Raw genomic sequence first — 22,370 nt, 5'->3', positions numbered from 1 at the left:
AAGCAAATGTGGCGCGCCCTCGAGACGCGCCACGATAAGCTTTGGTCCTGCGACTACCAGTTGTTTCGCGGCAACCCCAGTTTAGGGCACCGCTTCAAACTTTGGTCAAGCTTCCGCAGCGTTGTACAAGCGCGGAGTCACCAGACCTGTGCTGTTCAAACCGCGCATCGCCTTGGCTGCCGCAAGCACTGCTAGATCAGCAATCGGCTCGATGACTATTACCAGCATATAGGCACCGCCAAAGGACAGAACCGACGCCATAGTTTCAGCACCAAATCCCTGGCCGTAGAAAGCCCAGAACGCAACCCATGCGACTACTCCCCCCTGATACATCGCACTCAGGGCAAGAGCTTGGCCATATTTGAGGTCAACATATGCTGTACCGGGTGCAATGATGCGGCTGGCCAATGCTTGTAGCGCAAATAGCGGCACCAGCAGAGTGGTTAGGTTGATGAAGTACTGCGGAAGATCGAACGGGGCAAAAAACACCCCCTGAATCAGCAGACCGGCTGCCAATCCAAAAGCCGCGGGTGCAGCACCGAGAAGCAGGAACAGCGTCGACCCCAGAATGAAGTGGACTTCAGAGACACCAACCGGGAAGTGTGGCAGGACTTCAAAGAAAAGGAAGACACCAACGGTGGCGAGCACCGAGCGCATGACAAAAGATGCAGGTCCATTCGCACGCAATGTGGAAAACGTTTCTTTCGCTGCGTAAGTAGCCGCGCCTGCGGCGGTAACATAGGAAAGCGCGATTTTGGCACCATTCACGATGCCCGGTTCGATGTGCATTTTATTTCTCCCTACCGCCTCACCCGGCGGCTTGTCAGGTTGAATCGGCCGTAAGGCCGACAGATACAGTCTGGGCATAGCCCGGCGTTTTACGGCAGGTCTCCTGACTCGCGGGTGCTCGCTCCGCCAACCTTCCCGGTTCCATTACGAACCAGTGGTGTCTTGGCATCGCTCTCCGCTCACAGTTGCGGGGGCAGTTACGGAATTGGCGCCGTTAAAAACACCGAACCGTATTCCCATTTAATCCTTTTGGCTTCCGCCATCAGGAACCGAAAACAATTCACCGCTACAATGGCGGCTTCGTTTCTGTCAATTGTCTTTGCGACCTAGTCCGAAGTAGACTCGACCGAAGTAGGGTTCACGCAACCGGCGACATGGTCGACTAGGTAAACCAAGTGTTACCTGAAGCCTCTTGAAGCTCTAGCTGCTAGAGGCTTTAAGACTCGAATTTGATCGCGAAAATGCGATGCAAATACATTAAACTTGTGAACCAGGACGAGATCTATGCTGACAAGGCGCCATTTCATTCAATCAACCACTGCGCTGTTCTCCGCGTCTGCGGCCAGTCCATTGATCGCCAAAACATGGCCAACCTCGTCGCAAAAGACCTATTGGGACAGCCAGGTCACGCCATTTGATTACGATCCAGCGACCTCAAATCCATGGGGCGTTCATGACCGTTTTTTACCACGACGTGTCGTAGCAAATGATGGTTTGGTTCCTGGTGACATCCATGTCGATGCCGTCGCGCGCTATCTTTACCATATCGAGGAAGGCGGGACAGCAATGCGCTATGGCGTAGCGATCGCGCGTGGGAACCTTTACGAGCCCGGTACCTATGCTATCCGGCGCAAGGTCGAGTGGCCACATTGGACACCAACGGCTTCAATGATCGAGCGCAACCCCGAATACGCGGAATTTCGGGATGGCATGGAACCCGGGCCAAGTAATGCTCTCGGCTCTCGAGCCCTTTATCTATACGTTGGGGATCGAGATACTTATCTCAGAATCCACGGTACACCTCAGCCCAGAAGCATCGGTGGTCGCGCAAGTTCTGGATGTGTTAGAATGATCATGGCCCATATCAATGATCTCTACCCACATGTAAAAATCGGCTCGACCGCATACTTATACTCGGCCGAAGATAGCGTCACAGCCCGCTCATAAATTTTGGGCAGCGTAGGTGGACGTCGCTGCCCTCTTTTTTTATCAGGCGTCGCGCGCGGCGCAGATCGGAGCGCCATTCGTCGCGCGCAATGGTACCAATGTCGTCTCGACAGGTCCGCTGTGCTCATACCAGAAGCAATTGTCATCTGGTAAAAGGCGTGCCGTAGCCAGATCCTGCCCCGGCCCTGCCAGTGCAACGACCGAATCTGGCAGGTTACCTGGTTCGAATGCTTTGCTTTTGCCCCCTGTGAACTGGGCTGAGCAACCGGCAGTAATCGAGACTAACGTGATGGTAATTGCGATCCGTTTCTGCATTGACCTGTTCCAAATTTTTTACGTCTTCTGCGACTAGATTGCATTCACGCGGCCAGCCCGCAAGAAGGAATGAAGCATCAATATCGCGGGCAACGAACCGGATTGAAAAAAAATTGAAAAAGGTATTGAAGCTCTAGTTGCTGTAGGAACTATTTGCAAAGGACCGCAGAGATTCTTGAGGTCTAACTATGTCATCCGATACCCACAACCACGACCATGACCACGAAAATAGACAAGGTCACAACGCGTGCGGCAGTAGCGGGTGTGGTGACATCGCGCCCGTCGGTCCGATTCCCGAAGGTGGCAGAAGCTTTCAGGTCTCTGGCCTTGATTGCGCCGAAGAGGTTGCGATCCTGAACCGGGTTATCGGCCCGAAAGTTGGTGGTGAAGAGCATCTCGCTTTTGATGTCATCAACGGTCGAATGACGCTTCTTGAAAGTGCTGCCAAGATGTCTGACGAAGATGTCATGCTGCTGGTTGCCAGTACTGGTATGACCGCCAAACCATGGGATGACGGAAATGCCGCTCAGGACCAGGCGGCGCATATTGCACGTCAGCGGCGGTTCACCATCCTCAGCGGAGGGTTTTGGGCAGCGGGTTTTGGCTGGCACATTTTCGAAACAGGCATGGGCGGTGCGCTCGGGCTGTTTTCGGGACATGGTGAGGTTCCGATGCCTTTGCCCGAGGCAGCTTTGTTCGCGGTCGCGATCTTGTTTGGCGTCTGGCTGGTGGCGCCCAAGGCCTGGTCTTCGGCGCGACGCCTTTCACCGGATATGAACCTGCTGATGGTGGTTGCCGTCTGTGGCGCTATCGCTTTGGGCGAGTTCTTCGAAGCGGCAACGGTGGCATTCTTCTTTTCGCTCTCGCTTTATCTGGAAAGCTGGAGTGTCGGACGGGCTCGGAACGCGGTATCCGCGCTGCTTGATCTGGCCCCCCCGACGGTTCGGCTGGTTCGTGCTGACGGCTCAGAGGCAACGGTCCCGGCGGCGGATGTCTTTGTCGGTGACAGCTTCATCGTTCGGGGTGGGGATCGCATTCCACTTGACGGGGAAGTCATCGAAGGGGCCGGTGCCGTTGACCAGGCTCCAATCACAGGTGAAAGCGCGTTGATTCCCAAAGAGCTGGATGATGAGGTCTATGCCGGCACAATCAATGGTGAAGGCACCCTCAAAATACGTGCGACGAAAACAGCGTCCGATACCGTGCTTGCCAAGATCATCCGGATGGTCGGTGATGCTCATGCTCGCCGTGCGCCGGTTGAGCAGTGGGTTACAAAATTTGCGCGGATCTATACGCCCATCGTTATGGTCGTCGCAGTGGCTATCGCCCTGATCCCGCCGCTTGCATTTGGCGCATCGTCGGGTTTCTGGTTTTACAATGCACTTGTTCTTCTGGTTATCGCCTGCCCCTGTGCGCTCGTCATTTCCACACCGGTTTCAATCGTTGCGGCTTTGACCGCTTCGGCCCGGGCTGGGGTTCTGATTAAGGGCGGCGCATATATCGAGGCTCCCGGGCGTACCACCGCACTGGCCATGGACAAGACCGGCACGATCACCATGGGAGAGCCTGAAGTCGCCAATGTGTATCCGCTGGGCGACCCATCCGAGCAGGAGCTGTTGGCGAGCGCTGCCAGCCTCGAGGTTCGGTCTTCACACCCGCTGGCCCGCGCCATTTTGACCCGGGCAGAACAGACCGACATTTCGATATCTGCGGCTGAAGACATCCGAACCGTTCCCGGTCGGGGTCTTGAAGGCCGCATCGAGCGCGGAGATATCTGGCTTGGCTCCGACCGCTTCGCTGAAGAAAAGGGCTTTGGCGCGTCCATCCCTGCCGAATTGCGCAACCAAATCGAGAGCGCGGGAAGCACACTTGTGGTTGTCGGGGATGAGAACGGAGTCGCCGGTTTGCTTGAGCTGCGGGACCGCATTCGACCCGAAGCCCGAAGCATCGTTGCCCGGCTTCACGCGCAGGGCGTGAAGTCGATCATCATGCTGACGGGTGACAACGAACAAACCGCGAGAGCGGTAGCAGCCGAAGTCGGTATCGACGAAGTCCGGGCCCAGCTTCTGCCGGAAGACAAAGTCGCTGCGATTGAGGAACTGGCAGAACAGCACGAGATGGTTGCGATGATCGGCGATGGCGTCAACGACGCACCTGCGATGGCTCGGGCACATTATGCGGTTGCGATGGGTGCAGTTGGGTCCGACGCTGCTATCGAGACCGCAGATATTGCTCTGATGACCGACGACATCGGTAAAGTACCCTGGCTGATCGACCATTCACGTCGAACCATGTCGATCATCCGTCAGAACATCGGCTTCTCACTTGCGACCAAAGCATTGTTTGTCACTCTGACGGGTTTTGGGCTGGCATCCATGTGGGGTGCAATCGCCGCGGATGTCGGAGTGTCCTTGCTGGTCGTGGCCAATGCCTTACGGCTTCTGAAAGCTCCGGAAGATCATAGCGCCCAGACTAAGGCAAATACCCTTGGCTCGCAAGGAATAGGCGCTGCGACCACATAAGAGTGGAAGCCGGACTTCAAGGTGTCCGGCTTTCGCCTTGCTTACTGGCGCGTTACATCAGGCGCACAACTGCGATTGAAAGAAAAAACGCCACCAGGCCAAAAGCGATGGCATATCCTGTAGCGTATTGAAGAATATCAAGGCTGTTGCCATTCCGGCGCTTTGCCAAGACCCCACCCCAAACGGCGCCAACCAAGGCCCCCGCGATTGCCATCATTTTACATCCTCTGATTTGGTTCTTCTGGAGTGCAGTCCGCTTCAGGCGCGCATACCCGCAAACTGATAGCCGCGCACCTGAAGCCGTTTTAAGAAACTCTCACGAACTAGATTCGCGTTTTTTGGCGACGGGATTGCCCAGCTGTTTCTCAAGCTGTGCTCGAGCATTTCTTAAGCGTTTTCGCGCTGCTTCGTTTTCAACCTCGTTGTTCGCAGCGGCAGCAAGTCGGTCGTCAGAAAGCGGGTCCGTTGGTCGCCCGTCGACCAATACTTCATAATGAAGATTGGGGCCGGTCGCGGTGCCGCTCGACCCGACACGACCAACCACCTCGCCAGCCTCCACGCGCTGACCTTTGGCCAGACCATCGGCGGTTGCGCTAAGATGCGTATATCGCGTGACCGTGTCCGATCCATGAGCGATTTCCACCACACGCCCATACCCCCCGCGCCAACCTACATAAGACACGCGCCCCGGAGCCGTCGCATGTACCGGAGTACCACGTGCGGCAGCGAAATCGACACCGGTGTGCATCCGCACATTGCCGTAGACCGGATGTTTCCGCCGACCAAAGACAGAACTCAGGCGCGCGCCCTCAACTGGTTGCGAGAAGACGCGAAGAAGCTCACCATCGACATAGATTGCGGCGCGGCCAATTTCGGCGTCTGGCCATGCTATTTCGTAAAGTTGGTCATCCACTTCCAGTGCTGCAAAAATGAGTTGCGGCTGGCCTACCTTCTCGCCGTCGATACTTTCTTCGCGCCAGAGAAGACGGAGTTTTTCGCCACCGGTCAGATCGCGTCGAAAATCCACTGTGCCGCTCAGCATCTGAGCGAGATCCACCGCAAAACGAACCGGGATCTTTGCGCTGCTCAGAGCATTTGAGATCGAAGTTTCGATCTCTGTTTTGCGGGCCAGAATGACAGTGTCGGGTTCCGGTGAGACCACGCGCGTGGACAATGTCTCGCTAAGTGTCACTTCAATTCTCACGCCATCTTCCACGGCGAGCTCCACACTCCGCAGTTGATCCGCTGCCGTTGCAACGACTGTTATCGAGTGACCCGGCCGCAAGCGCCGCAAGTCGTATTCAGCGCCAAGTGCAAGTGCGATTTCAGCGCGATCGGTTGCGTCAATCCCCGCGTCAGACAGCATACTGTCGAGTGTGTCACCCACCGCAAGCTCGCGCGTCCATGTTCGTGAAGGTGGTTCAACAGGAGGCAAAGGTTCCTCTGCCTGAATGGGTTCCGGCTGAACAGGTCGAAACGAAACGGGGCTTGGAGCGAGTTCTGCCGATGGTACGTTCAGCAACAGAGCCGATGTGGTCTGCGGTTCCGCAGGAAGTTTGGGCACCTGAAAGACCGTGGGCGCAGGCACCGTCATTTCAGACCTGTTCGAGGCAATGAACATGATCGCAGCAATCGAGACGCTGCTGATCGCGATCGCCGAGGTTGCTAGAAACCGTGCGCTCATGATGTTGTATCCGCTCCACTTTTCAAAGCGCGGCGGATCTTGGGTACAGCAAACTCTCTCTGCTCATGATAGTCGATGGTGCTGACAAATTCGCCTGTGGGGTTAAACAGAAAAACACTTGCGGTGTGGTTCATTGTGTAGTCGCCATCTTCCATAGGAACTTTTTCATAAGTGGCGCGAAAGTCGTCTGCGGCTTGCGCGATTTGGTCCGAAACGCCGACCCAACCGCGAATAGCTGGATGAAAGTAGCTGACATAATCGGTCATGGCATCGACCGTGTCCCTTTCAGGGTCTACGGTTATGAACACGACGTTCAATTCGTCCGCGTCATTGCCCAGATCATCCAGCCAGAGGGAAATATCCGAAAGAGTCGTCGGGCAAACATCCGGGCAGTAGGTAAAGCCGAAGAACACCATTGTTGCACGTCCGACCAGCGATTGCGGGGTGACGGGGGTCCCTTCGTGATCAACCATGCGAAAGTTCATGCCCGACAACGCAAGGGGACGAAGGCGAACTGATTGAGCCGCTCCCGGCCCATCCACTTGCCACCATCCGACAAAGAGTGTCAGGCCGGTTGCGCCAATTCCAGCAGCCCCAAATGTGAGAACACGTCGCCGCTGCATCAGTTCTCTGGGCCTCGTGCAGCAATACCGAATATCGGTATGTTGACGGTCTTTTCTGCTCCATCGGCAAAGATCAGGGTCAGCGCAAAACTCTCGCCTTCAGTCATCGGGCGTTGCAGCCGCATAAGCATTGCATGCAGCCCGCCGGGCTCAAGCGCGACGGAACCACCGGGCGCAATTTCCAGCTCGCCAGCTGGTGCCATGGAACTGACGCCCTCTGCATTGGTCGATGTCTGGTGGATCTCGGGCATCATCGCAAGATCGGTGCGGATAGAGGTCAGTGTGACGACCTCATCACTGGTGTTGCGGATCGTCATGTACGCGGCACCCGGCCGGTTGGTGCCGATAGAGGCCCGCGACCAGGCATCTTCAACGACAACATCGTCGCCCCCTGCCAGTACCGGTGCCGATAGAATGGCAGTGGTGCCGAATGCGGCAAGCACACCTGCCAGAAGTGTATTTTTTGTAGTGAGTCTCATAGTACCTCTCGCTACTGCTCAGCTTTGCAGTGCTGCAACTTCTGCAGCGACCAGACGTCTCAATTCAGCCTCACCAAACGGATCCAGAGATTTGCCATTGACGAAGAATGTCGGAGTTTGCCGTATACCGACCGCTTCGACATCAGCGCGATCCTGATTAAGAACACCGACTGTCTGGGGCGCGAGCATTTGTGCCTGCGCTGCATCGGCATCCAGTCCCGCCGCTGCTGCAATTCGAATAATAAGACCAGGCTCAGGCGCACCATGCGCGGCCCATTTGGGCTGCTCTCGCAGCACGGCTTCCAGGACCGGTTCAAAGACCCCCTGCATGCGTGCCGCTTCAAGCACGCGGATCGCCTCCTCTGAGCCTTCGCCATGGAAAGGGGTGTACCGGATCACAACGCGCACGGCGTCTCCATGCTGTGCCATGATGTCCTTCACGACCGGATGAAAGGCACGGCAGGCTTCACAAGCCGGATCGAAAAATTCGACAATTGTAACCGGTGCGTCTTTAGGGCCGAGAACAGGCGAGTAAGAACGGATAAGTGTTTCAGCGATTTCGGGTGCGACAGGCTCGGTGTTGCCTGAAGCAGCCGGGCGGTTCACGTACCAGGAGGCGGCTCCAAAACCAGCGCCACCAAATGCGAGAACGGACAAAATCAGGCCTCGTCTGTTCATACTTGTTTCTCCTTGAGTGAAAGGGCGCACAGAACGCCGATTAGCGCGAATGAAACGAGCGCCATCAGCGGAATCGGGACGCCCAAAACAGTTTGATTTGCGTCCGTGCAGGACGGACCGCTAGCTGAGCATGGTTGGATTTTTTCGGGGATCAGACCGGCATACAGGCCCATGTGCCACAAGGCGACAGCAGCGCCCCCCAATGCCAGTGCTATCCCGTAACGGCCCACGTTCTGGTCCTGCCACCACAGGCCAAGCCCCAGTACGATCGCCAATGGGAACATGAACGCGCGCTGGAACCAGCACAGCACACAGGGCGTCTGCCCCAGGATCTCTCCAATGAACAGAACAGAAAGAGAAGCAACCAGGGCAATCGCCCAGGCCAGGCCGAGAAGTGTATCTTTGGAAAACCAGGACATGGTGCTCAGAGTCTCTGTTTCAGATCCGCAAGAATTTCTTCGGGAGGCGTGCCATATGACCAGGACTGAACGAATCCAGCGTCCTCATTGAACAGAAACAGATGAGAGGTATGCCCCATCGTGTATCCGTCCGGTGCAGCGGCTTGTTCGATCCGTTCGTAGAATATCGGAAAAATCTTGGACGTTTGCGCTATCTGTTCTGACGTGCCTGTAAGTCCAATGATCCCCGCATCGAAAAGTGGTACATACTCGGCCAAGACGGCCGGAGTGTCGCGTTCGGGGTCAATTGAAATGAAGATGGGTTGCACTTGGTTTGATTGGGTTCCCAGGCCTTCCTGCACTGCTGCCACCTCGGACAGTGTTGTAGGGCAAACGTCCGGGCAGTTGGTGAACCCAAAAAACACCAACATCCACTTGCCCGCAAAGTCGTTCTGAGTACGGACAACACCAGAGTGATCTGTCAGTTCGAACCTGGCCTCGAACGGGACAGAACCTTCTTCGGTCCGTACGGATCTGTTATCTGACCACAACATCAGATAGGCAAATGCCGCCGTTGCGACACCAGCCAGCACCCATAAGATTTTCTGAAATACAGTCAGTTTCAAAGTTAGCCGTCCGCCTGCGATTCTTGGTTCAGAACGGCGTGTACACCCTCTACCTGCTAGAGGTTCAAAGGTGATTTCGAGCCTGCGGCTGGGTGTCACAGGTCCACCGGCTGGAAGGTGCTATTGTGCGGTGCTGACCTGAACCTACATAAGCTGTAACTTTGCAAGGAGACCCAGATGCTGACGATCGGAACGCTTGGAAAAAAGACCGGAACCAAGGTTCAGACGATCCGCTACTACGAGCAGATCGGACTTATGCCGGAACCGGGGCGCACCGAAGGTGGCCAGCGGCGTTATGGCCATACCGAATTGGATCGCCTGGCTTTTATCCGTCACGCCCGCCAACTGGGGTTTTCGCTTGAGGCGATACGCGAACTGCTTGATTTGTCCGACGATCCGGATCGCCCCTGTCATGAAGCCGACAGTATCGCGCGCCGGCAACTCAAACAGATTGAGCAAAGAATGGCGCGGCTGGAAGCGTTGCGGACCGAGCTGGAGCGCATGGTGCATGAATGCAGTGGCGGCAACACCTCGGATTGTCGTGTACTCGAAGTTCTGCGCGATCATTCCGAATGTCTTACTGATCACGAAGAAATCGGCGCGTAACCCTGGGCAGCGTCGTTGCGAACTGGAATTAGCCCCTTGAAGCTATAGTCACTGTAGCAATTACAAGTCTTTCTGAGTTGATTCGACGAGAGACCAAATGCTGAACCGAGACCCGTTGCTAACCGCCACACCTCTGCTTGATTTTGAAACACCCGCAATTTTGGGACTCATAACGGAACGGCGCTGGCCCGATCTGCCTGTCTTGGATCGAATTGGCGCTATTTATGATTTCGTGCGTAACGAGATTGCCTTTGGTTACAACCGTGCAGACGATATCCCGGCATCAGAGGTACTCGCCAATGGCTATGGGCAATGCAATACCAAGGGCACTCTTCTGATGGCACTGTTTCGCGGCAGCGGTATCCGATGCCGTTTGCATGGCTTTACGATCCACAAAGAGTTGCAGAGGGGTGTGGTTCCCGAGCTTTTCTATCCGATGGCGCCGACGGAGATTGTGCATTCATGGGTTGAAGTCGAAGCAGAGGGTACGTGGCTAAAGCTGGAAGGCTTTATTCTGGATGAGCTTTTCTTACGCGTGTTGCAGCAGACATTTCCCAAAACAGAAAGCCTGTGTGGGTATGGTGTGGGGACGGATTGCCTGAGCGATCCCCAGGTCGAATGGGAAGGCCGTGACACATACATTCAAAGAAACGGCATCGTGCAGGATTTTGGGGACTTTGACTCACCTGACTCCTTTTATGTCCGTCACAGGCAGAACTTTGGCTTTTTTCGTGAACTGATGTACCGAGTCGTCGTGAGGCATTGGATGAACGCACGTGTAAGAGCACTACGCACTGGCAGGCTGGTGGCAAATGTTTCGGCAACACATTCCCATGGCAACTCTGGTGAATCCGTTTGAACGCTAGATTGGCACCAAGAATTTTCCTCAACGCAGGCGATTTTCAATCTAGCAAGCTTGAGGCCTTAACAAACCAGCGCGAGGGCGTGTGTAGCAGGCTACACCGGCCCGGTTTCAAGCGAAGCATCCAACCTTCAACCGCGATGGAAGAAAAGGAAAGACACGAGCCTTTTCTTTAGAGAATTGGGAAATTCCGGCTTAGTTGAACCGTTTTTGCAAGGCCATATTCAGCGCCTCTGACAATAAAACCAGAACAATGATTGCCAACGTCACGGTCGCAGCCTTTTCATACTGAAACGACCGTACATAGGTTTGCACATACAACCCAATGCCACCTGCACCGACAATGCCCAGTATCAGGCTTTCGCGCAGATTTAGCTCAAACCGAAATACGGTATCGCGCATGATCACAGGCGCCGTCTGCGGCCAGATTGCCCAACGCAACTGTTGAATTCTGTTGGCCCCTGCGCTTTCAAGCGCCGCCACAGGAGCGGTGGCAACATTGTCGATGGCTTCTGCATAGAACTTTGCCAACATGCCGGTCGCGTGAAATGTGATTGCCAGTATACCGGGAAGCGGACCCAACCCAACAGCGCCCACCATTAGCATAGCGACCAGGATCAGCGGGATCGACCGGATAACCGCAAGCAAGGCACGGACGGGACGCCAGATCGCTGGTGGTACCATAGTTTCAGAGGCCAAAACGGCCAGTCCCACCGACAGGATCACGGCGAACAATGTTCCCAGAATGGCGATCCTCAGAGTCTCCGCCAGCCCGGTCAGAACCTCGCGCCAAACGGACAGGTCAGGTGGGATCATACGCCCCAAAAACTCTGCCAGACGGGGTCCCGCGCCTGGCAGCTTGCCCAATCCCATATCTCCGCTGGTCAGCGACCACAGGATCGCCAGCACCAGCATGACCCAAATGACGGATCGACCCATCAACTGACTACACGCAGCCCCGATGTGACACCGGCACCGTGATACAGTTCATCGATGTCCCCGCTGGTCAACTGAGCCGACGGTTTGTCGAACAATACCACGCCATCTCGCAGGCCTATGATGCGCTCAGCAAAGCGGCGTGACAGGTCGGGCTGATGCGAGCTGAAAATGACGCCGATTTCGCGGCTACGTGCAGAGCTGGTGATCAGGCTCAGAATGCGTTCTGCGTGAGCAGGGTCCAAATTGCTGACGGGCTCATCCGCAAGGATCAACTCGGGTTCTTGTGCCAGACATCTGGCAATCGCAACGCGCTGCCGTTGTCCACCCGACAACTGATCGGCACGGCGGCTTGCCAGATCGGACAGCCCCGTATCCTGAAGCGCCCGTGTCACGCACATATGGTCCTCTTCCCGGAACCGCCCCCAGAGTGAGGACCAGATATTCATCCGGCCCATCCGACCGTTCATCACATTCTGATAGACACTCTGCCGATCAACCAATGCGAATTCCTGGAAGACAAAGCCGATATTGGCACGGTCCTCGCGGGATGGAATTCCTGTTGCCAAAAGTGACTTGCCCAGCACCTGGGCCTCGCCCTGCCAACCGCTCGAACGACCATCCAACAACGCCAGCAACGTTGATTTGCCCGCTCCCGAAGGACCGAGTAGCGCGACACTTTCACCCGGCTGCACCGACAGTGAAACATCTGCAAGAGCTGCCGCACTGGCAAAGTGCTGCGATACCGCGTTGAGTGAAATCACAGGGTTCATTTCAGAAACCCATACCGCCGCGCAGTCTCGCGTACGCCTTCGTAAACCGATGGATCAGCAGGGAGATAGCCGTCCGGGCCATAGAGGTAGGTGAGCAGGTGACGGTTCTCACTCTCGTTGAGGCGCAGCATGGTTTCAATGAACTTCGCCTGCAGCCCAGCGTCCAGGTCAGGGCGGGCAATGATTGCGTGGCTGGGAATTTGTTCTGATTCCGCCAGCACCTTGACCTCGGCCTGCTGATCCGGTGTCAGATAGAGATCGGCATACTGGCTTGCGCCTGCCGCATCGACCAGTCCGTTGGCCATGGCCTGCATCGCTTGCTGATAACCACCGGCAAAGAACTTCTGCCCGAAAAAACTGTCAGCATCGCCTGTGCCCGAGAACAGCCCGGCGCGCACAAACAGATCAAGCGGATAGATGTAACCGGATTCCGAGACCGGATCGGAAAAGGCAATGTCACGTCCCCGGAGATCGGCCAGCGTTTCGATACCGCTGTCACGTCGCACGAAGACGCGGCCCGAATAGCTGGGTTGCCCGCGATAAACCTCGGACAAGAGCGGTACGGCACCGATCTGGTCCTCGGCCAACACAAAGGGCAACGCTCCCATGAACGAGATATCGGCATCACCGTTGCGCAGCGCCTCGACGGCGGCTGCGTGGTCAAACGTCACAAACCCCGTGACCGGAACACCCATCTGCTCGGAAAGCCAGCCTGTGATGATGTTGATATCACCCAACAGCTTTTCGGGGTTCTCCTGCGGGATGAAGGCCAGCTTCAGCCCCTGATCAGTTGCGGCCATTACGGGCAGGGCTACAGATGCGGCTGCAGCGACCAGAAAATTGCGGCGCGACAGCATCAGAACATCCTCTCGTCAATTTCGGCCTGCATGGCCTTGAACAGCTCCCATTGGCGGGTGGCTTCGGTCCAGTTTCCTTCGGCGCTGGCATCGCCAACCGCTCGCAGGATGGCAGCGAATTCGTAGATTTCGGGCTTGGCGTTCTGATTGACCATGACACTGGCATCCGTCGCCAGATCAGGAGCTACCGTGTCGATCAGAACCGCTATGTTTTCAGCATCCTGCATAGGCAGCAGGGTATCGAGCGTGCTGGCGAATGTTGTCAGTTCTTCCCAGGACAAGCGGAATACGCTGTCACGGCCTTCGAATACTTGATAGGGGTCTTCACCGTCGCCAACGGCTTCGACATAGGCAGTCAGGTCTGCGCGCTGTGCTTCGTCCAACCCCAAATTCTTGGTGTCATTGAACCAGTCAACAACGCTGGCCAGCGTCGGCAGCGATCCGTCATGCATGTAAGGTGCAGTGAAATTGACGTTGAGCAGTGTCGGGGTTTCGAACGCCGTAGCCGTGCCCCCGGGGAATGGTTGTTCAGCGCTGCCCATGTCGTAGGTCAGACCATCGCGGAACTGACGGTCAGGCGTGTGACACGAAGCGCAGGATTTGTCACCAAGTCCGGCAAATTTGGTGTTGAACAGCACCTCTCCGCGCTTGGCGTCGTCCGAAGCCAGATCGGTCAGCTTGCCGTACCGGTCGATCTTTGGGTTGGGAAGGAAGTCGAACTGTTTGACATAGGCTTCCAGCGCATCCAGCTGGAACGGCGTTGGTTCCTTTCCCGCGAACTCGGTCACAATCACATTTCGGATGAACCGGCGCAGGCTTGGTTCGCGCCCGTCGCGGCCATAAGGTGCGGTAAAGCGGATGCCACGCATGGAAGGCGTGTCCAAGTGATCATCGGTCCGGTCATTGAACATTGGATTGAAGAACGAACCGTCCACATCCATCCCACCTGGATGGGATGAAAGGCCCGGAATGAAGAAATCCCGGTTCACGTCGGAGCGGTTGTGGCAGGTCGAGCAGGCGATGCCCAACTCGCGCGCCGGGCCGCCGAAGATTTCAGGGCTGTCGAACAGCATATCTCCATAGGCCACCAGCGGTAGATTGGCCTCATCCTCACCCGCCTCTTCAAACTGAAGAACCAGCCGCGGCAGCTGCGCCTGATCTCCGATGTTCGACCCTGGCGGCAGCGTGGCGGGCATTGTGATTTGTTCGCCTGAAAGAACTACTGTTTCAGGCAGCGGTGTTAACTTGTCGCGTTGGGCATACTCGGATGGCAGATAGTTGGCACGAATATAGGCAACAATAGTGGCCTGAGCTTCTGCAAATTGGTCGACATCCACTGTTTGTGCGCCATTGCCCAGTACTCCTGCGCTGCCAAGGGTGGAGTTCAGAACCAACCATGCCCGGCCCAGATCGCGAGACGCCGACGTGTCTGCAGCCTTGATACCATCCTCGAATGCGCGGAACAGAGCAGCCGCTTGCGCGACCTCGCGTGCCGCTTCAGGCTGACCCAGCGCGGTCTTTGCGACATCCAGATGGCGCAGAATTCCCTCAGCAATGGCAGTTGTGCTTGCTTCAAACAGCGCCTGCCGATCTTCGGCTTTCATAGCTTGGTTGATCGCAATCGCTTCGTTGCCGGAGACGCGTGACAAGGGAGCGACCTGAATGTCACTGCCAGGTGCGGGCGAAGTCCAACTCCTCTCAATTTCATCCCAGGGAACCGGGGTTAGATTTCCCATGAACAAGGTCAGTCGATACGCGGCAGCGCGCGGAGCCCAAGGAGATTCTTCAATCGCCGTGGCATCCGCGATCACGGGCAATGCGCAAAGTAGTGTGGACGCTATCAGGTGTTTCATAGCACTGTCTATCAAAGTTAGCCTTGTCTAATTTAATGATGAAGGCATGCTCATTGTCAAGCTCGGCTTTCAGGTGCATACACTGGAGACTAGACCAGCGACGTAATCGTGAGCCGATGACCGAAACAAAACCGGTAAATTCAGATCGTAGCATTGATACCCAGGCGAGTGGGTTTGAGGCTGTGCGACAGGCCCACCAAAGCGAAATGGTTGAAGACTACGTTGAACTTATCGCGGAGCTGATCCATCAGAATGGCACGGCGCGCCCGGTCGAAATAGCCGAGCGATTGGGCGTGACCCAACCTACGGTTTCCAAGAATTTGGCTCGTTTGAAACGAGAGGGTTTCATTGAGCAAATACCCTACCGCTCACTTCAGCTGACCGATGCCGGGCGTCAATTGGCGGAAGCTTGTAGAAGGCGTCACCGGATTGTCGTGGAGTTCCTGATCGCCTTGGGCGTTTCACCAGAAGTGGCAGAGCATGACGCTGAAGGTATTGAGCATCATGTAAGCGAAGAAACTCTTGCAGTGTTTGAACGGTTCGTTGGGCGGGCTGATGAAGCAAAGTAGAAACAAAAAGAGCCTCAAATATGGTTGCGAAATTTGGTAGATCTAATTTCACATAGACAGAGATTGTCCTAAGTTGCAGCTAGACAGTGACGCTATCTGAGGGTGGGTGGCCCGGCGCGAAACTACGTGGGTACCTGAAAATCGATACAGGTGCAGACGTAGTGAACGAGCCCTTAGAACAAGAATCCAATTCGGTAGATGATCTGGCTCACTTAGTAATCGGCGTCAAGATTTCCAGCGGCAAAAAACCTGACTACAGCAGCGATCTCCGTACTGAATAGGCGAAAACTGAAAGATTGCTTAAGAATAACATATGTCGAAATCATAGAGTTACTCATTGCACTTCTGACGAGGTGGCCACAACTGATCACTTTGTTTTCGGTTCCTGTCCTAGCGAGATCCAATATACCTTTGTTCAACTGGCCTTTAGTGATATTTTTTTGAAAAAATCAAAATGAGCCGAGCAGTTCCTATGAAAAGACGTCTGTTTCTCTCTGGCTTCATAGCCGCCTTTTTGTCCGGCTGTGCAAGCAAGTTCCGTACTTACAATGGGCCGGTTGTGACTCGGCTTCGGCTATACAAAGCGCAGCGCCTACTTATCCTCGATGGTAGTGAGCGTGTCTTGCGGGCTTTTCCAATTGGACTCGGATTTGCCCCCGAAGGTCACAAGCAATTCGAAGGAGACGGGCGAACACCTGAAGGCTCCTATGTAATTGACCGTCGCAATCCCGAGAGCCTTTTCCATCTTTCAATCGGAATCTCTTATCCGAACGAGGCGGATTCTGCGTTTGCCCGAGCTCGGGGTCGTTCTCCGGGCGGTGATATTTTTATCCATGGCGGCCCTCGCCCTGGAATTGATCCCACGAACAAGCGTGACTGGACTGCAGGGTGCGTCGCTGTCACAGATCAGGAGATTGAAGAGATCTACGCTATGGTCAAAGACGGGACGCCAATCGAAATCTACTCATAGAGGGACAGGTTCCGAATAGACAACGATTGCGGATTTGCCTTAGCGCTACGTTGATGGGGGCAGAAGCTATTACTAGAGCTTTCACGGCCAACGCCACACTCGCTGTTTCGACGAACGGATAAACGGATATAGGTCTGGATTGAGAACCCAATCCCACCAGCGCCGAGCATCGGTGGGATGACATGCTTATGGGCAAGCAAATTGATGACAGGACGAATGAACACCGCCGACGAGTCCAATAAAGGACGTTATTTGTATCCTTTTCCGACATCAACTCGCGTAATTCTGCCGTCGCCAGACCGCAAGTCTCATGCTCCAACAGGTGAGAAGTAGGACATGAGGTGTCCCATCACCGATCTGCAGCTTTCCGGTGCGCAGACGCGCCGTAGTAACCATCGCGTTCAGATGACAGGGTTCTGAGAAGACGTTTATTTGATCTCGCGATGGATAGTTGCCTTCGAGCGTTTCAACACATGTGCCATCTCTCGAACAGGGACCTTCGCATGCCTCCAGCGCTCAATCCTACGCCGTTTCTAAATGCCGAGTTGCGAATACACTGCGCCTGTGCCATTTTCTCCTCATTAGATAACCCATTGGTTTCTAACAGAAGTCGCACTTGGAAATAGCACGCACCCCCTGCTTCAAACCAAAAACGCAGAAGTGAAATTATGTGCAATTGGCGCCTCTTACCTTTGTAGCCGTTAAAAGGACCAGTTTCTTAAAGACGAAGGCGTGCGGAGGGAGAAAGTTCCACCACCTTTAATCCGCTGTTTGACGCGACACTTACCTGCCCGTTGTCCCATGCGTAGACGAGCGCCACTGTTTTGCCTGTTTGGGCGTCTTGCACCTCAATAATCGGTTCGCCTCTTTTTGCGCGCTCGCTTGGTTGCTGTGACTGCATTTTCGTTCCTTGGTATCCTGCAGGTCCATTCCTCAAACCCCAGCGTCAAGCGAAGGGTAGGGGACTTTCGACTGTTCGATTTTAGCGACCCGCCCCAGAAATCGAAGCGGGATATTGCTCAACTTATAGCTGAGTATCTCGGCTCGTTGACAATCGCACGAAACGAAACGACACAGGACGAAATGGAACGAAACGAAAGCGTGGAAGCCATTGACAAAGCGAGGAAAATATTTTGTTCCTCCGCCGAACAACGGCAGCGACATCAAAGAACTCTTTAAGTACTTGATGTCTGTCGGCGCTGGTCTTCCGACCGATGAGTCCGGACTACCAGTCGGGTCCTGGACGCCAGAACTTCTTGCCAGCACAATCTCGCAGTTCGAATCCAACAAAACGGGTGTAGACCTGCGGACCGTTCAGCATTGGTTTCAGGACAATGACAAAGGCATTAGCGCAGACAACATTCATTGGCTGGCGCGTGTATTCGGCTGTGACGATCCTGACGCCATCGCCGCGTGGAGGGCAGAACTCAATACCGCCAACAGGCGTTTAGCGACAAAGCGAAGAGAGATACGGAGTGCTCGAAAGCGTGAAGCGAACCTCTCTGATGGTGCTTCCCAGAGCGGCGACCAAGCTGCGATTGCGACTACAGAGTACCGCCATTTTACATTGGAACCAAAGCGGATACCTGGACTGGCGGGACGAACAGAAGCGGTGTTCAGTGCTCGTTCTTCATTGGGCTTGCCTGCCGTCGTGTTCGCCGCCGCCACCGCATTGGGGCTGATGTCGTTTTCATTGAACATTCACAGCGTTCTTTTCGAACTTCCGACTGGTACGACAAAGCAAGTCGGGTTTTTGTGGGCACCGAATTGGACAATTGTTTTCCTCATACTTCTGCCAATCTACTTCGCCGTGTTGATCCATATGTTAAAGCAGTGGAAGGAAGAATGGCGACCTGACTTAGTGACTAGGTTGAAAACCACATCACCAAGCAAAAGTTGGGCAAGCAGGGTTACAGCAATGTCCTATGTCTGTTGGGCAGTGTTTGTTGTGACCGTTTTGATAGCCTCAGCTTTCAACTGGGTGGAAACATACCTGATCCCGTTGCTAACTGGGAACGCAGGGAACTGGCCGGTGGACTGGGGGAGAATTGCGATCTTCCAACCTGATCTGGTTTCAGTTCCGAACGCCGTTGTTTTCTCCGGGCTCGTCTTTCTTCTGAATGCTTTTGGGTCCTATCTGTTCTTTGCCGGATTGATCGTCCTCTACACGCTCACCGATGATGTCGTCGATTTTTCTGCGAGCCTCGCCCACGATGGGGCTGAAGAACAGCGGCGGTGCCTGGCAAGGATCGGCGACGCCCTGATTGTTGGAGTTTTCCGGTGTTGTTCATTGGGCCTGATGATCACCATCTTGATGAAGCTTCAGGCCAGCTTCCTGCTCTCGGACAGCAGGGAGATTGTTGGATGGTTGGCAGCCGATCTGCGAGCCCCTTTTCGGAGCAGCGGCCCGCATTTTAACGGATACGGCTTCCACCAGAATGTGCCGGGTTTCTACTACAGCTTCTTCTGTCTTCTTGTGATTTTCGCAGTGTTTGTGATCTGCACGGCCAGAATACGGAAAGCGGTTACCAGCCTGGGGCTGCTGAATGGCGAGAATGCGGAAAGCTCATCCTTGATGGCGATGTACGGGGTCCTACTCCTGTTGACGGTGACCTATATGCTCATTGGTGTGTTTCCCGGCTTCACAATCCTAATGATTGCCGCCCTGGCCTTGGCTGCATGTTTCATTGCTCGACCCACCCTTGCCCGACCGCATGTAAAAAAAACGAGAGAACTAGATGCTTAAAACGAATGTTTTGGAAAATGCCCCCATTCATCCTGAAGTGGCGGAAGGTCCATCAGATGTGCGCGCCTATTGGGCTCATGCCGATGATAATGTTCGTCTCAGGGTGGCCCACTGGCCGACAGATGAACCATCCAAAGGTACTGTCTTTCTGTTTCAAGGGCGAACGGAAAACATCGAAAAATACGGACGAACCGTCGAGTATCTTCATTGCGCCGGCTACACTGCGTTCGCGGTTGATTGGCGCGGTCAGGGACTTTCCGAGAGGCTCGCCGAAGATCCGATGATGGGCCATGTCGTCAGATTCTCTGACTACCAGAAGGACGTTGCGGCCGCAGTAGAAGCGGCTAAGTCTCTCAATCTGCCTCAGCCTTGGTACCTCATTGGGCACTCCCTTGGCGCATGCGTCGGTCTGCGTGCGATAATCGAAGGTCTTCCAGTTTCAGCATGCGCGTTCACAGCCCCCCTGTGGGACATTAACTTACCGACACTGCAACGACTCGGAGCATGGCCTCTGTCAGGCGCGTTTCAAGCTCTTGGAAAAGGTGCCACCTATGCCCCCGGTACCCGTGGCGAGAGCTATGTGCTGACAACGGATTTCGACGACAACCGACTGACACATGACCCTGGTATGTACCACTATTATCAGAACGTTTCGGAATCTCTGCCTGACCAGCAGATTGGCGGACCAAGTATGTCTTGGTTGTTCCAGGCCCTCAAAGAAACTCGAACACTTTCTAAGCTGAAGTCTCCTAGCATTCCGTGTCTCACGTTCTGTGGCGCTGAGGACGAAATCGTCGCAATCCCCGCAATCAAGGAAAGAATGGCAGGCTGGCCCAATGGGAAACTGGAGCTGATGCAAAACGCGCGCCACGACGTCTTGTATGAGGTGCCAAGTGTTCGCGAAAACGTGTTGGCTCAAATTTGTGAGCTTTTCGGCTCAACAAACAAAGACATGCCGATAGCGTCGACCTCATAGGCCGTGTTTCGGCCACGAACAGACAGCTAGCGTGTGTGTTCGCTAGTAAGGCACGAGCAAATAGTCGTAGCGGCCAAAACTGTCCGACCACTCCACACCAACACCGCGGAAGTAGCTAGGACATTGTCGATACAAGGGGAGCCACGCAGGACGCGGACCAGGTGCACGGTCGGACCAGCTGAAACTGGCGTTGTCGTCATATGTGCCGATATCCATATCCAAGCGGGTTTCGCAAGGCCCTTCGCGTTCACGTACTTTGTAGCTGTAGTGACGGACGTGCCACACCCGTATGGACCGGACCACATCGAAATCGGGAGAGGCTAAATTCACGTTTGTCAGCGTGGGCTCGGGAAGGGCAGGGGACCCAGCACCGACAGTTGCCAACAGCGTCTCGTTTGTTTCGAGGTTCATCCTTTCCGATGCATTTGTAATATCGCTCGTGGGCCAAGAATTCGCAGTAAAACTAACCTCTACAATTTGAGAGGTATTGTTATCACTCCCGGGTAGTTCTGGAACCGGGTTGGCGCTTGATGATTTGATGGCTTCGAGGCGCTGCATGGGTGACATGCCAGTGGAACCTGATGTCACTCCCATTGGGCATCGCCAGAGTTGAAGCGGCGGTTCAACTGGCAAGGGGGTGATCCGCCGGATGAACTCGGCTCGAGCGGCATTGCAATCTGGTGAACTCGGCCACCCTCCAGCAAGGCATAAGAAGATCGCACAGTCGATTGGGTAGGCGTCTACAGGAGCGGTGAAACCTAGAGCGATAGCTGATGTGCATCCCAGTAGCTTCAGTCGAAACATGGTGTGGTCCTTTCGAGGAGCAGTAATTTCATGATCGTTTGCGCTGAATTCTGCAAAAACGTTAGATCACCTTATTTTCTGTTTTGCAAATTTAAAATTTTGCAGTATTGAAATTACCAGATCAGAACTTTCGGAGAATTCGAAAGAATGTAAGAAGTCGTCCCATAGGGGGACGACCATGCCGCACAGAAAGAACTTTCCATTGATCACCCAAGGTGAAGCACGAGACCTTGATGCATCTGGTAAGGACTATGAGTTTCGGTATGACCTAGTCGAGCTGGGGCAAAATGGGCGTCCGCAATACATTTGCATCTACCGCTATGACGGAAAGGATAACGTCCTCATCTCTGAAAGGGCGACGTCGCAAGGGGTTGTTCCCCGAAGACTGTCATTGTTCCCGGGCCTCTTCAATTTTCACAGCCGGTTTAGGCAGGGCAGTGACATTACTCTGCACAATGATCTCACCATCACGACAGATGGTGTACGGGGGCAGATCAACCTGGATTTCGACAAGGAAGAAGACGAGGACTGAGGTCGCGCCGTTTTCGAGTTGTCCTAAAAACCGAAGTAAGCAGGTCCAGCTAGCTGGAACATTAGATCAAGTCTTGCGCCGATCTGGCATTGCGATCCCACTGGGAGGGCAAGCCAGGTGAAAAAGCTTCTTTATATGGCGGCTGTACTGCTCGGCGCAGCAATCCTGGCAGATCTGGTTGGGGCTCGAAAACCGACGTTGAAGGTGTCAGCCTCTGACGTGCTCGTCATTGACGGCGATACGATTGACCATGGCGATGACCGCTACCGGCTTGTTGGTTTCGATACCCCAGAGACCTACCGACCACAGTGTGCTGCCGAAAAGGCACTGGGTTTGAAAGCCAAAAAACGGCTCACTGAACTCATCCAAACAGCCGGGCACATCTATCTCGAAGCTGAAATTGACGTCGACAGGCATGGCCGCTTTCTGGCGGTTGGCCGTGCAGGCGGAAGTGACGTTGGAAAGACTCTGATTTCTGAGGGTCTTGCACGACCATACAGCGGCGGCAAACGCCAGTCCTGGTGCATCTGATTGGAGAATAGAATGCTGCAAGAGGAAGGAAACTAATCGAGCAAGGAACGGTCCTGTCGGTTGTTGGCGCAATC

At 54.7% G+C, this 22,370-nt stretch carries 23 protein-coding genes and 1 riboswitch; of the genes, 10 read left to right on the top strand and 13 right to left on the bottom strand.

Annotated features, from left to right (window positions below; all coding sequences use genetic code 11):
* Window positions 1-105 precede the first annotated feature (105 nt).
* The gene (locus J7416_RS20700) at window positions 106-789 is read right to left on the bottom strand and encodes an energy-coupling factor ABC transporter permease (RefSeq protein ID WP_171648692.1); all 684 of its coding nucleotides are present in this window, start codon (window positions 787-789) and stop codon (window positions 106-108) included.
* Window positions 790-864: 75 nt separating this feature from the next.
* Window positions 865-1,078, bottom strand: a riboswitch (cobalamin riboswitch).
* 215 nt (window positions 1,079-1,293) lie between these two features.
* Here J7416_RS20700 and J7416_RS20695 point away from each other — a divergent pair.
* Window positions 1,294-1,956, top strand: a complete 663-nt coding sequence (locus J7416_RS20695) for a L,D-transpeptidase (protein WP_050605692.1) — start codon at window positions 1,294-1,296, stop codon at window positions 1,954-1,956.
* Between the two features lie 42 nt (window positions 1,957-1,998).
* Here J7416_RS20695 and J7416_RS20690 read toward each other — a convergent pair whose 3' ends face one another.
* The gene (locus J7416_RS20690) at window positions 1,999-2,271 is read right to left on the bottom strand and encodes a hypothetical protein (RefSeq protein WP_171648690.1); all 273 of its coding nucleotides are present in this window, start codon (window positions 2,269-2,271) and stop codon (window positions 1,999-2,001) included.
* 188 nt (window positions 2,272-2,459) lie between these two features.
* Between J7416_RS20690 and J7416_RS20685 the strand changes: the two genes are divergently transcribed.
* On the top strand, window positions 2,460-4,793 hold the full coding sequence (locus tag J7416_RS20685; RefSeq protein WP_209227459.1) for a cation-translocating P-type ATPase: 2,334 nt from the start codon (window positions 2,460-2,462) through the stop codon (window positions 4,791-4,793).
* Between the two features lie 52 nt (window positions 4,794-4,845).
* On the opposite strand, the gene J7416_RS20680 is transcribed toward J7416_RS20685, so the two are convergent.
* The 7 genes from J7416_RS20680 to J7416_RS20650 form a co-directional block, all read right to left on the bottom strand.
* Window positions 4,846-5,010 (bottom strand): hypothetical protein, encoded by a 165-nt coding sequence (locus tag J7416_RS20680; protein ID WP_170481525.1) that lies wholly within the window; start codon window positions 5,008-5,010, stop codon window positions 4,846-4,848.
* Window positions 5,011-5,109: 99 nt separating this feature from the next.
* Window positions 5,110-6,477, bottom strand: a complete 1,368-nt coding sequence (locus J7416_RS20675; protein ID WP_209227457.1) for a M23 family metallopeptidase — start codon at window positions 6,475-6,477, stop codon at window positions 5,110-5,112.
* Window positions 6,474-7,100: an SCO family protein gene (locus tag J7416_RS20670; RefSeq protein WP_209227455.1), complete on the bottom strand. Its 627-nt coding sequence runs from the start codon at window positions 7,098-7,100 to the stop codon at window positions 6,474-6,476. The genes J7416_RS20675 and J7416_RS20670 overlap by 4 nt, the downstream gene beginning before the upstream one ends.
* Window positions 7,100-7,579, bottom strand: coding sequence for a copper chaperone PCu(A)C (locus J7416_RS20665; protein WP_152460744.1), 480 nt, complete (start codon window positions 7,577-7,579; stop codon window positions 7,100-7,102). Before J7416_RS20665 ends, J7416_RS20670 begins: the two co-directional genes overlap by 1 nt.
* Window positions 7,580-7,597: 18 nt before the next feature.
* Window positions 7,598-8,257: a DsbA family protein gene (locus J7416_RS20660; protein ID WP_050605686.1), complete on the bottom strand. Its 660-nt coding sequence runs from the start codon at window positions 8,255-8,257 to the stop codon at window positions 7,598-7,600.
* Window positions 8,254-8,676, bottom strand: a complete 423-nt coding sequence (locus J7416_RS20655; protein WP_152460743.1) for a disulfide bond formation protein B — start codon at window positions 8,674-8,676, stop codon at window positions 8,254-8,256. The genes J7416_RS20660 and J7416_RS20655 overlap by 4 nt, the downstream gene beginning before the upstream one ends.
* Window positions 8,677-8,681: 5 nt before the next feature.
* On the bottom strand, window positions 8,682-9,245 hold the full coding sequence (locus J7416_RS20650; RefSeq protein ID WP_247744411.1) for an SCO family protein: 564 nt from the start codon (window positions 9,243-9,245) through the stop codon (window positions 8,682-8,684).
* 213 nt (window positions 9,246-9,458) lie between these two features.
* On the opposite strand from J7416_RS20650, the gene J7416_RS20645 reads away from it, so the two are divergent.
* Together J7416_RS20645 and J7416_RS20640 are read left to right on the top strand one after the other, a co-directional pair.
* A complete protein-coding gene (locus J7416_RS20645; RefSeq protein ID WP_152460742.1) occupies window positions 9,459-9,887 on the top strand; it encodes a helix-turn-helix domain-containing protein in 429 nt (142 codons plus the stop codon).
* Between the two features lie 97 nt (window positions 9,888-9,984).
* Entirely contained in the window at window positions 9,985-10,746 is a 762-nt protein-coding gene (locus J7416_RS20640) for a transglutaminase family protein (RefSeq protein ID WP_152460741.1), read from the top strand.
* 198 nt (window positions 10,747-10,944) lie between these two features.
* On the opposite strand, the gene phnE is transcribed toward J7416_RS20640, so the two are convergent.
* From phnE to J7416_RS20620, 4 genes are read right to left on the bottom strand one after another with little or no spacing between them, the layout of a single operon-like run.
* Entirely contained in the window at window positions 10,945-11,688 is a 744-nt protein-coding gene (gene phnE / locus J7416_RS20635) for a phosphonate ABC transporter, permease protein PhnE (RefSeq protein WP_209227448.1), read from the bottom strand.
* Window positions 11,688-12,458 carry an ATP-binding cassette domain-containing protein gene (locus J7416_RS20630; RefSeq protein ID WP_152460739.1) on the bottom strand — a complete coding sequence of 257 codons (771 nt, stop codon included), beginning with the start codon at window positions 12,456-12,458 and terminating at the stop codon, window positions 11,688-11,690. Before J7416_RS20630 ends, phnE begins: the two co-directional genes overlap by 1 nt.
* Entirely contained in the window at window positions 12,455-13,315 is an 861-nt protein-coding gene (locus J7416_RS20625; protein WP_152460738.1) for a phosphate/phosphite/phosphonate ABC transporter substrate-binding protein, read from the bottom strand. Before J7416_RS20625 ends, J7416_RS20630 begins: the two co-directional genes overlap by 4 nt.
* Complete coding sequence (locus J7416_RS20620) at window positions 13,315-15,168, bottom strand: cytochrome c peroxidase (protein ID WP_171648682.1); 1,854 nt, start codon at window positions 15,166-15,168, stop codon at window positions 13,315-13,317. The genes J7416_RS20625 and J7416_RS20620 overlap by 1 nt, the downstream gene beginning before the upstream one ends.
* A gap of 116 nt (window positions 15,169-15,284) precedes the next feature.
* On the opposite strand from J7416_RS20620, the gene mntR reads away from it, so the two are divergent.
* The 6 genes from mntR to J7416_RS20585 all read left to right on the top strand — a co-directional run bounded on the left by mntR (window position 15,285) and on the right by J7416_RS20585 (window position 22,296).
* On the top strand, window positions 15,285-15,737 hold the full coding sequence (gene mntR / locus J7416_RS20615) for a manganese-binding transcriptional regulator MntR (protein WP_152460736.1): 453 nt from the start codon (window positions 15,285-15,287) through the stop codon (window positions 15,735-15,737).
* A 472-nt stretch (window positions 15,738-16,209) separates the two neighbouring features.
* The gene (locus tag J7416_RS20610; RefSeq protein ID WP_152460735.1) at window positions 16,210-16,707 is read left to right on the top strand and encodes a L,D-transpeptidase family protein; all 498 of its coding nucleotides are present in this window, start codon (window positions 16,210-16,212) and stop codon (window positions 16,705-16,707) included.
* A gap of 1,111 nt (window positions 16,708-17,818) precedes the next feature.
* Window positions 17,819-19,453 (top strand): hypothetical protein, encoded by a 1,635-nt coding sequence (locus tag J7416_RS20600; protein WP_209227446.1) that lies wholly within the window; start codon window positions 17,819-17,821, stop codon window positions 19,451-19,453.
* Window positions 19,446-20,429 (top strand): alpha/beta hydrolase, encoded by a 984-nt coding sequence (locus tag J7416_RS20595; RefSeq protein ID WP_171724986.1) that lies wholly within the window; start codon window positions 19,446-19,448, stop codon window positions 20,427-20,429. The genes J7416_RS20600 and J7416_RS20595 overlap by 8 nt, the downstream gene beginning before the upstream one ends.
* A gap of 982 nt (window positions 20,430-21,411) precedes the next feature.
* Window positions 21,412-21,765 (top strand): hypothetical protein, encoded by a 354-nt coding sequence (locus J7416_RS20590; RefSeq protein WP_170717111.1) that lies wholly within the window; start codon window positions 21,412-21,414, stop codon window positions 21,763-21,765.
* A 117-nt stretch (window positions 21,766-21,882) separates the two neighbouring features.
* Complete coding sequence (locus tag J7416_RS20585; RefSeq protein ID WP_171724984.1) at window positions 21,883-22,296, top strand: thermonuclease family protein; 414 nt, start codon at window positions 21,883-21,885, stop codon at window positions 22,294-22,296.
* Window positions 22,297-22,370: the final 74 nt, after the last annotated feature.

Origin of the sequence: Ruegeria sp. R14_0, assembly GCF_017743975.1 — a bacterium.
GTDB lineage: Bacteria > Pseudomonadota > Alphaproteobacteria > Rhodobacterales > Rhodobacteraceae > Ruegeria.
This window is presented reverse-complemented; position numbering and strand designations above follow the sequence as displayed.

Bases quoted from the DNA above. Each gene is read 5' to 3' on its own strand.
- J7416_RS20590 (WP_170717111.1), top strand. From the start codon at position 21,412: ATGCCGCACAGAAAGAACTTTCCATTGATCACCCAAGGTGAAGCACGA.
- J7416_RS20670 (WP_209227455.1), bottom strand. From the start codon at position 7,100: ATGCAGCGGCGACGTGTTCTCACATTTGGGGCTGCTGGAATTGGCGCA.
- J7416_RS20655 (WP_152460743.1), bottom strand. From the start codon at position 8,676: ATGTCCTGGTTTTCCAAAGATACACTTCTCGGCCTGGCCTGGGCGATT.
- J7416_RS20630 (WP_152460739.1), bottom strand. From the start codon at position 12,458: ATGAACCCTGTGATTTCACTCAACGCGGTATCGCAGCACTTTGCCAGT.
- J7416_RS20680 (WP_170481525.1), bottom strand. From the start codon at position 5,010: ATGATGGCAATCGCGGGGGCCTTGGTTGGCGCCGTTTGGGGTGGGGTC.
- J7416_RS20690 (WP_171648690.1), bottom strand. From the start codon at position 2,271: ATGCAGAAACGGATCGCAATTACCATCACGTTAGTCTCGATTACTGCC.
- J7416_RS20665 (WP_152460744.1), bottom strand. From the start codon at position 7,579: ATGAGACTCACTACAAAAAATACACTTCTGGCAGGTGTGCTTGCCGCA.
- J7416_RS20660 (WP_050605686.1), bottom strand. From the start codon at position 8,257: ATGAACAGACGAGGCCTGATTTTGTCCGTTCTCGCATTTGGTGGCGCT.
- J7416_RS20645 (WP_152460742.1), top strand. From the start codon at position 9,459: ATGCTGACGATCGGAACGCTTGGAAAAAAGACCGGAACCAAGGTTCAG.
- J7416_RS20625 (WP_152460738.1), bottom strand. From the start codon at position 13,315: ATGCTGTCGCGCCGCAATTTTCTGGTCGCTGCAGCCGCATCTGTAGCC.
- mntR (WP_152460736.1), top strand. From the start codon at position 15,285: ATGACCGAAACAAAACCGGTAAATTCAGATCGTAGCATTGATACCCAG.
- J7416_RS20685 (WP_209227459.1), top strand. From the start codon at position 2,460: ATGTCATCCGATACCCACAACCACGACCATGACCACGAAAATAGACAA.
- J7416_RS20675 (WP_209227457.1), bottom strand. From the start codon at position 6,477: ATGAGCGCACGGTTTCTAGCAACCTCGGCGATCGCGATCAGCAGCGTC.
- J7416_RS20695 (WP_050605692.1), top strand. From the start codon at position 1,294: ATGCTGACAAGGCGCCATTTCATTCAATCAACCACTGCGCTGTTCTCC.
- J7416_RS20700 (WP_171648692.1), bottom strand. From the start codon at position 789: ATGCACATCGAACCGGGCATCGTGAATGGTGCCAAAATCGCGCTTTCC.
- J7416_RS20640 (WP_152460741.1), top strand. From the start codon at position 9,985: ATGCTGAACCGAGACCCGTTGCTAACCGCCACACCTCTGCTTGATTTT.
- phnE (WP_209227448.1), bottom strand. From the start codon at position 11,688: ATGGGTCGATCCGTCATTTGGGTCATGCTGGTGCTGGCGATCCTGTGG.
- J7416_RS20595 (WP_171724986.1), top strand. From the start codon at position 19,446: ATGCTTAAAACGAATGTTTTGGAAAATGCCCCCATTCATCCTGAAGTG.
- J7416_RS20620 (WP_171648682.1), bottom strand. From the start codon at position 15,168: ATGAAACACCTGATAGCGTCCACACTACTTTGCGCATTGCCCGTGATC.
- J7416_RS20610 (WP_152460735.1), top strand. From the start codon at position 16,210: ATGAAAAGACGTCTGTTTCTCTCTGGCTTCATAGCCGCCTTTTTGTCC.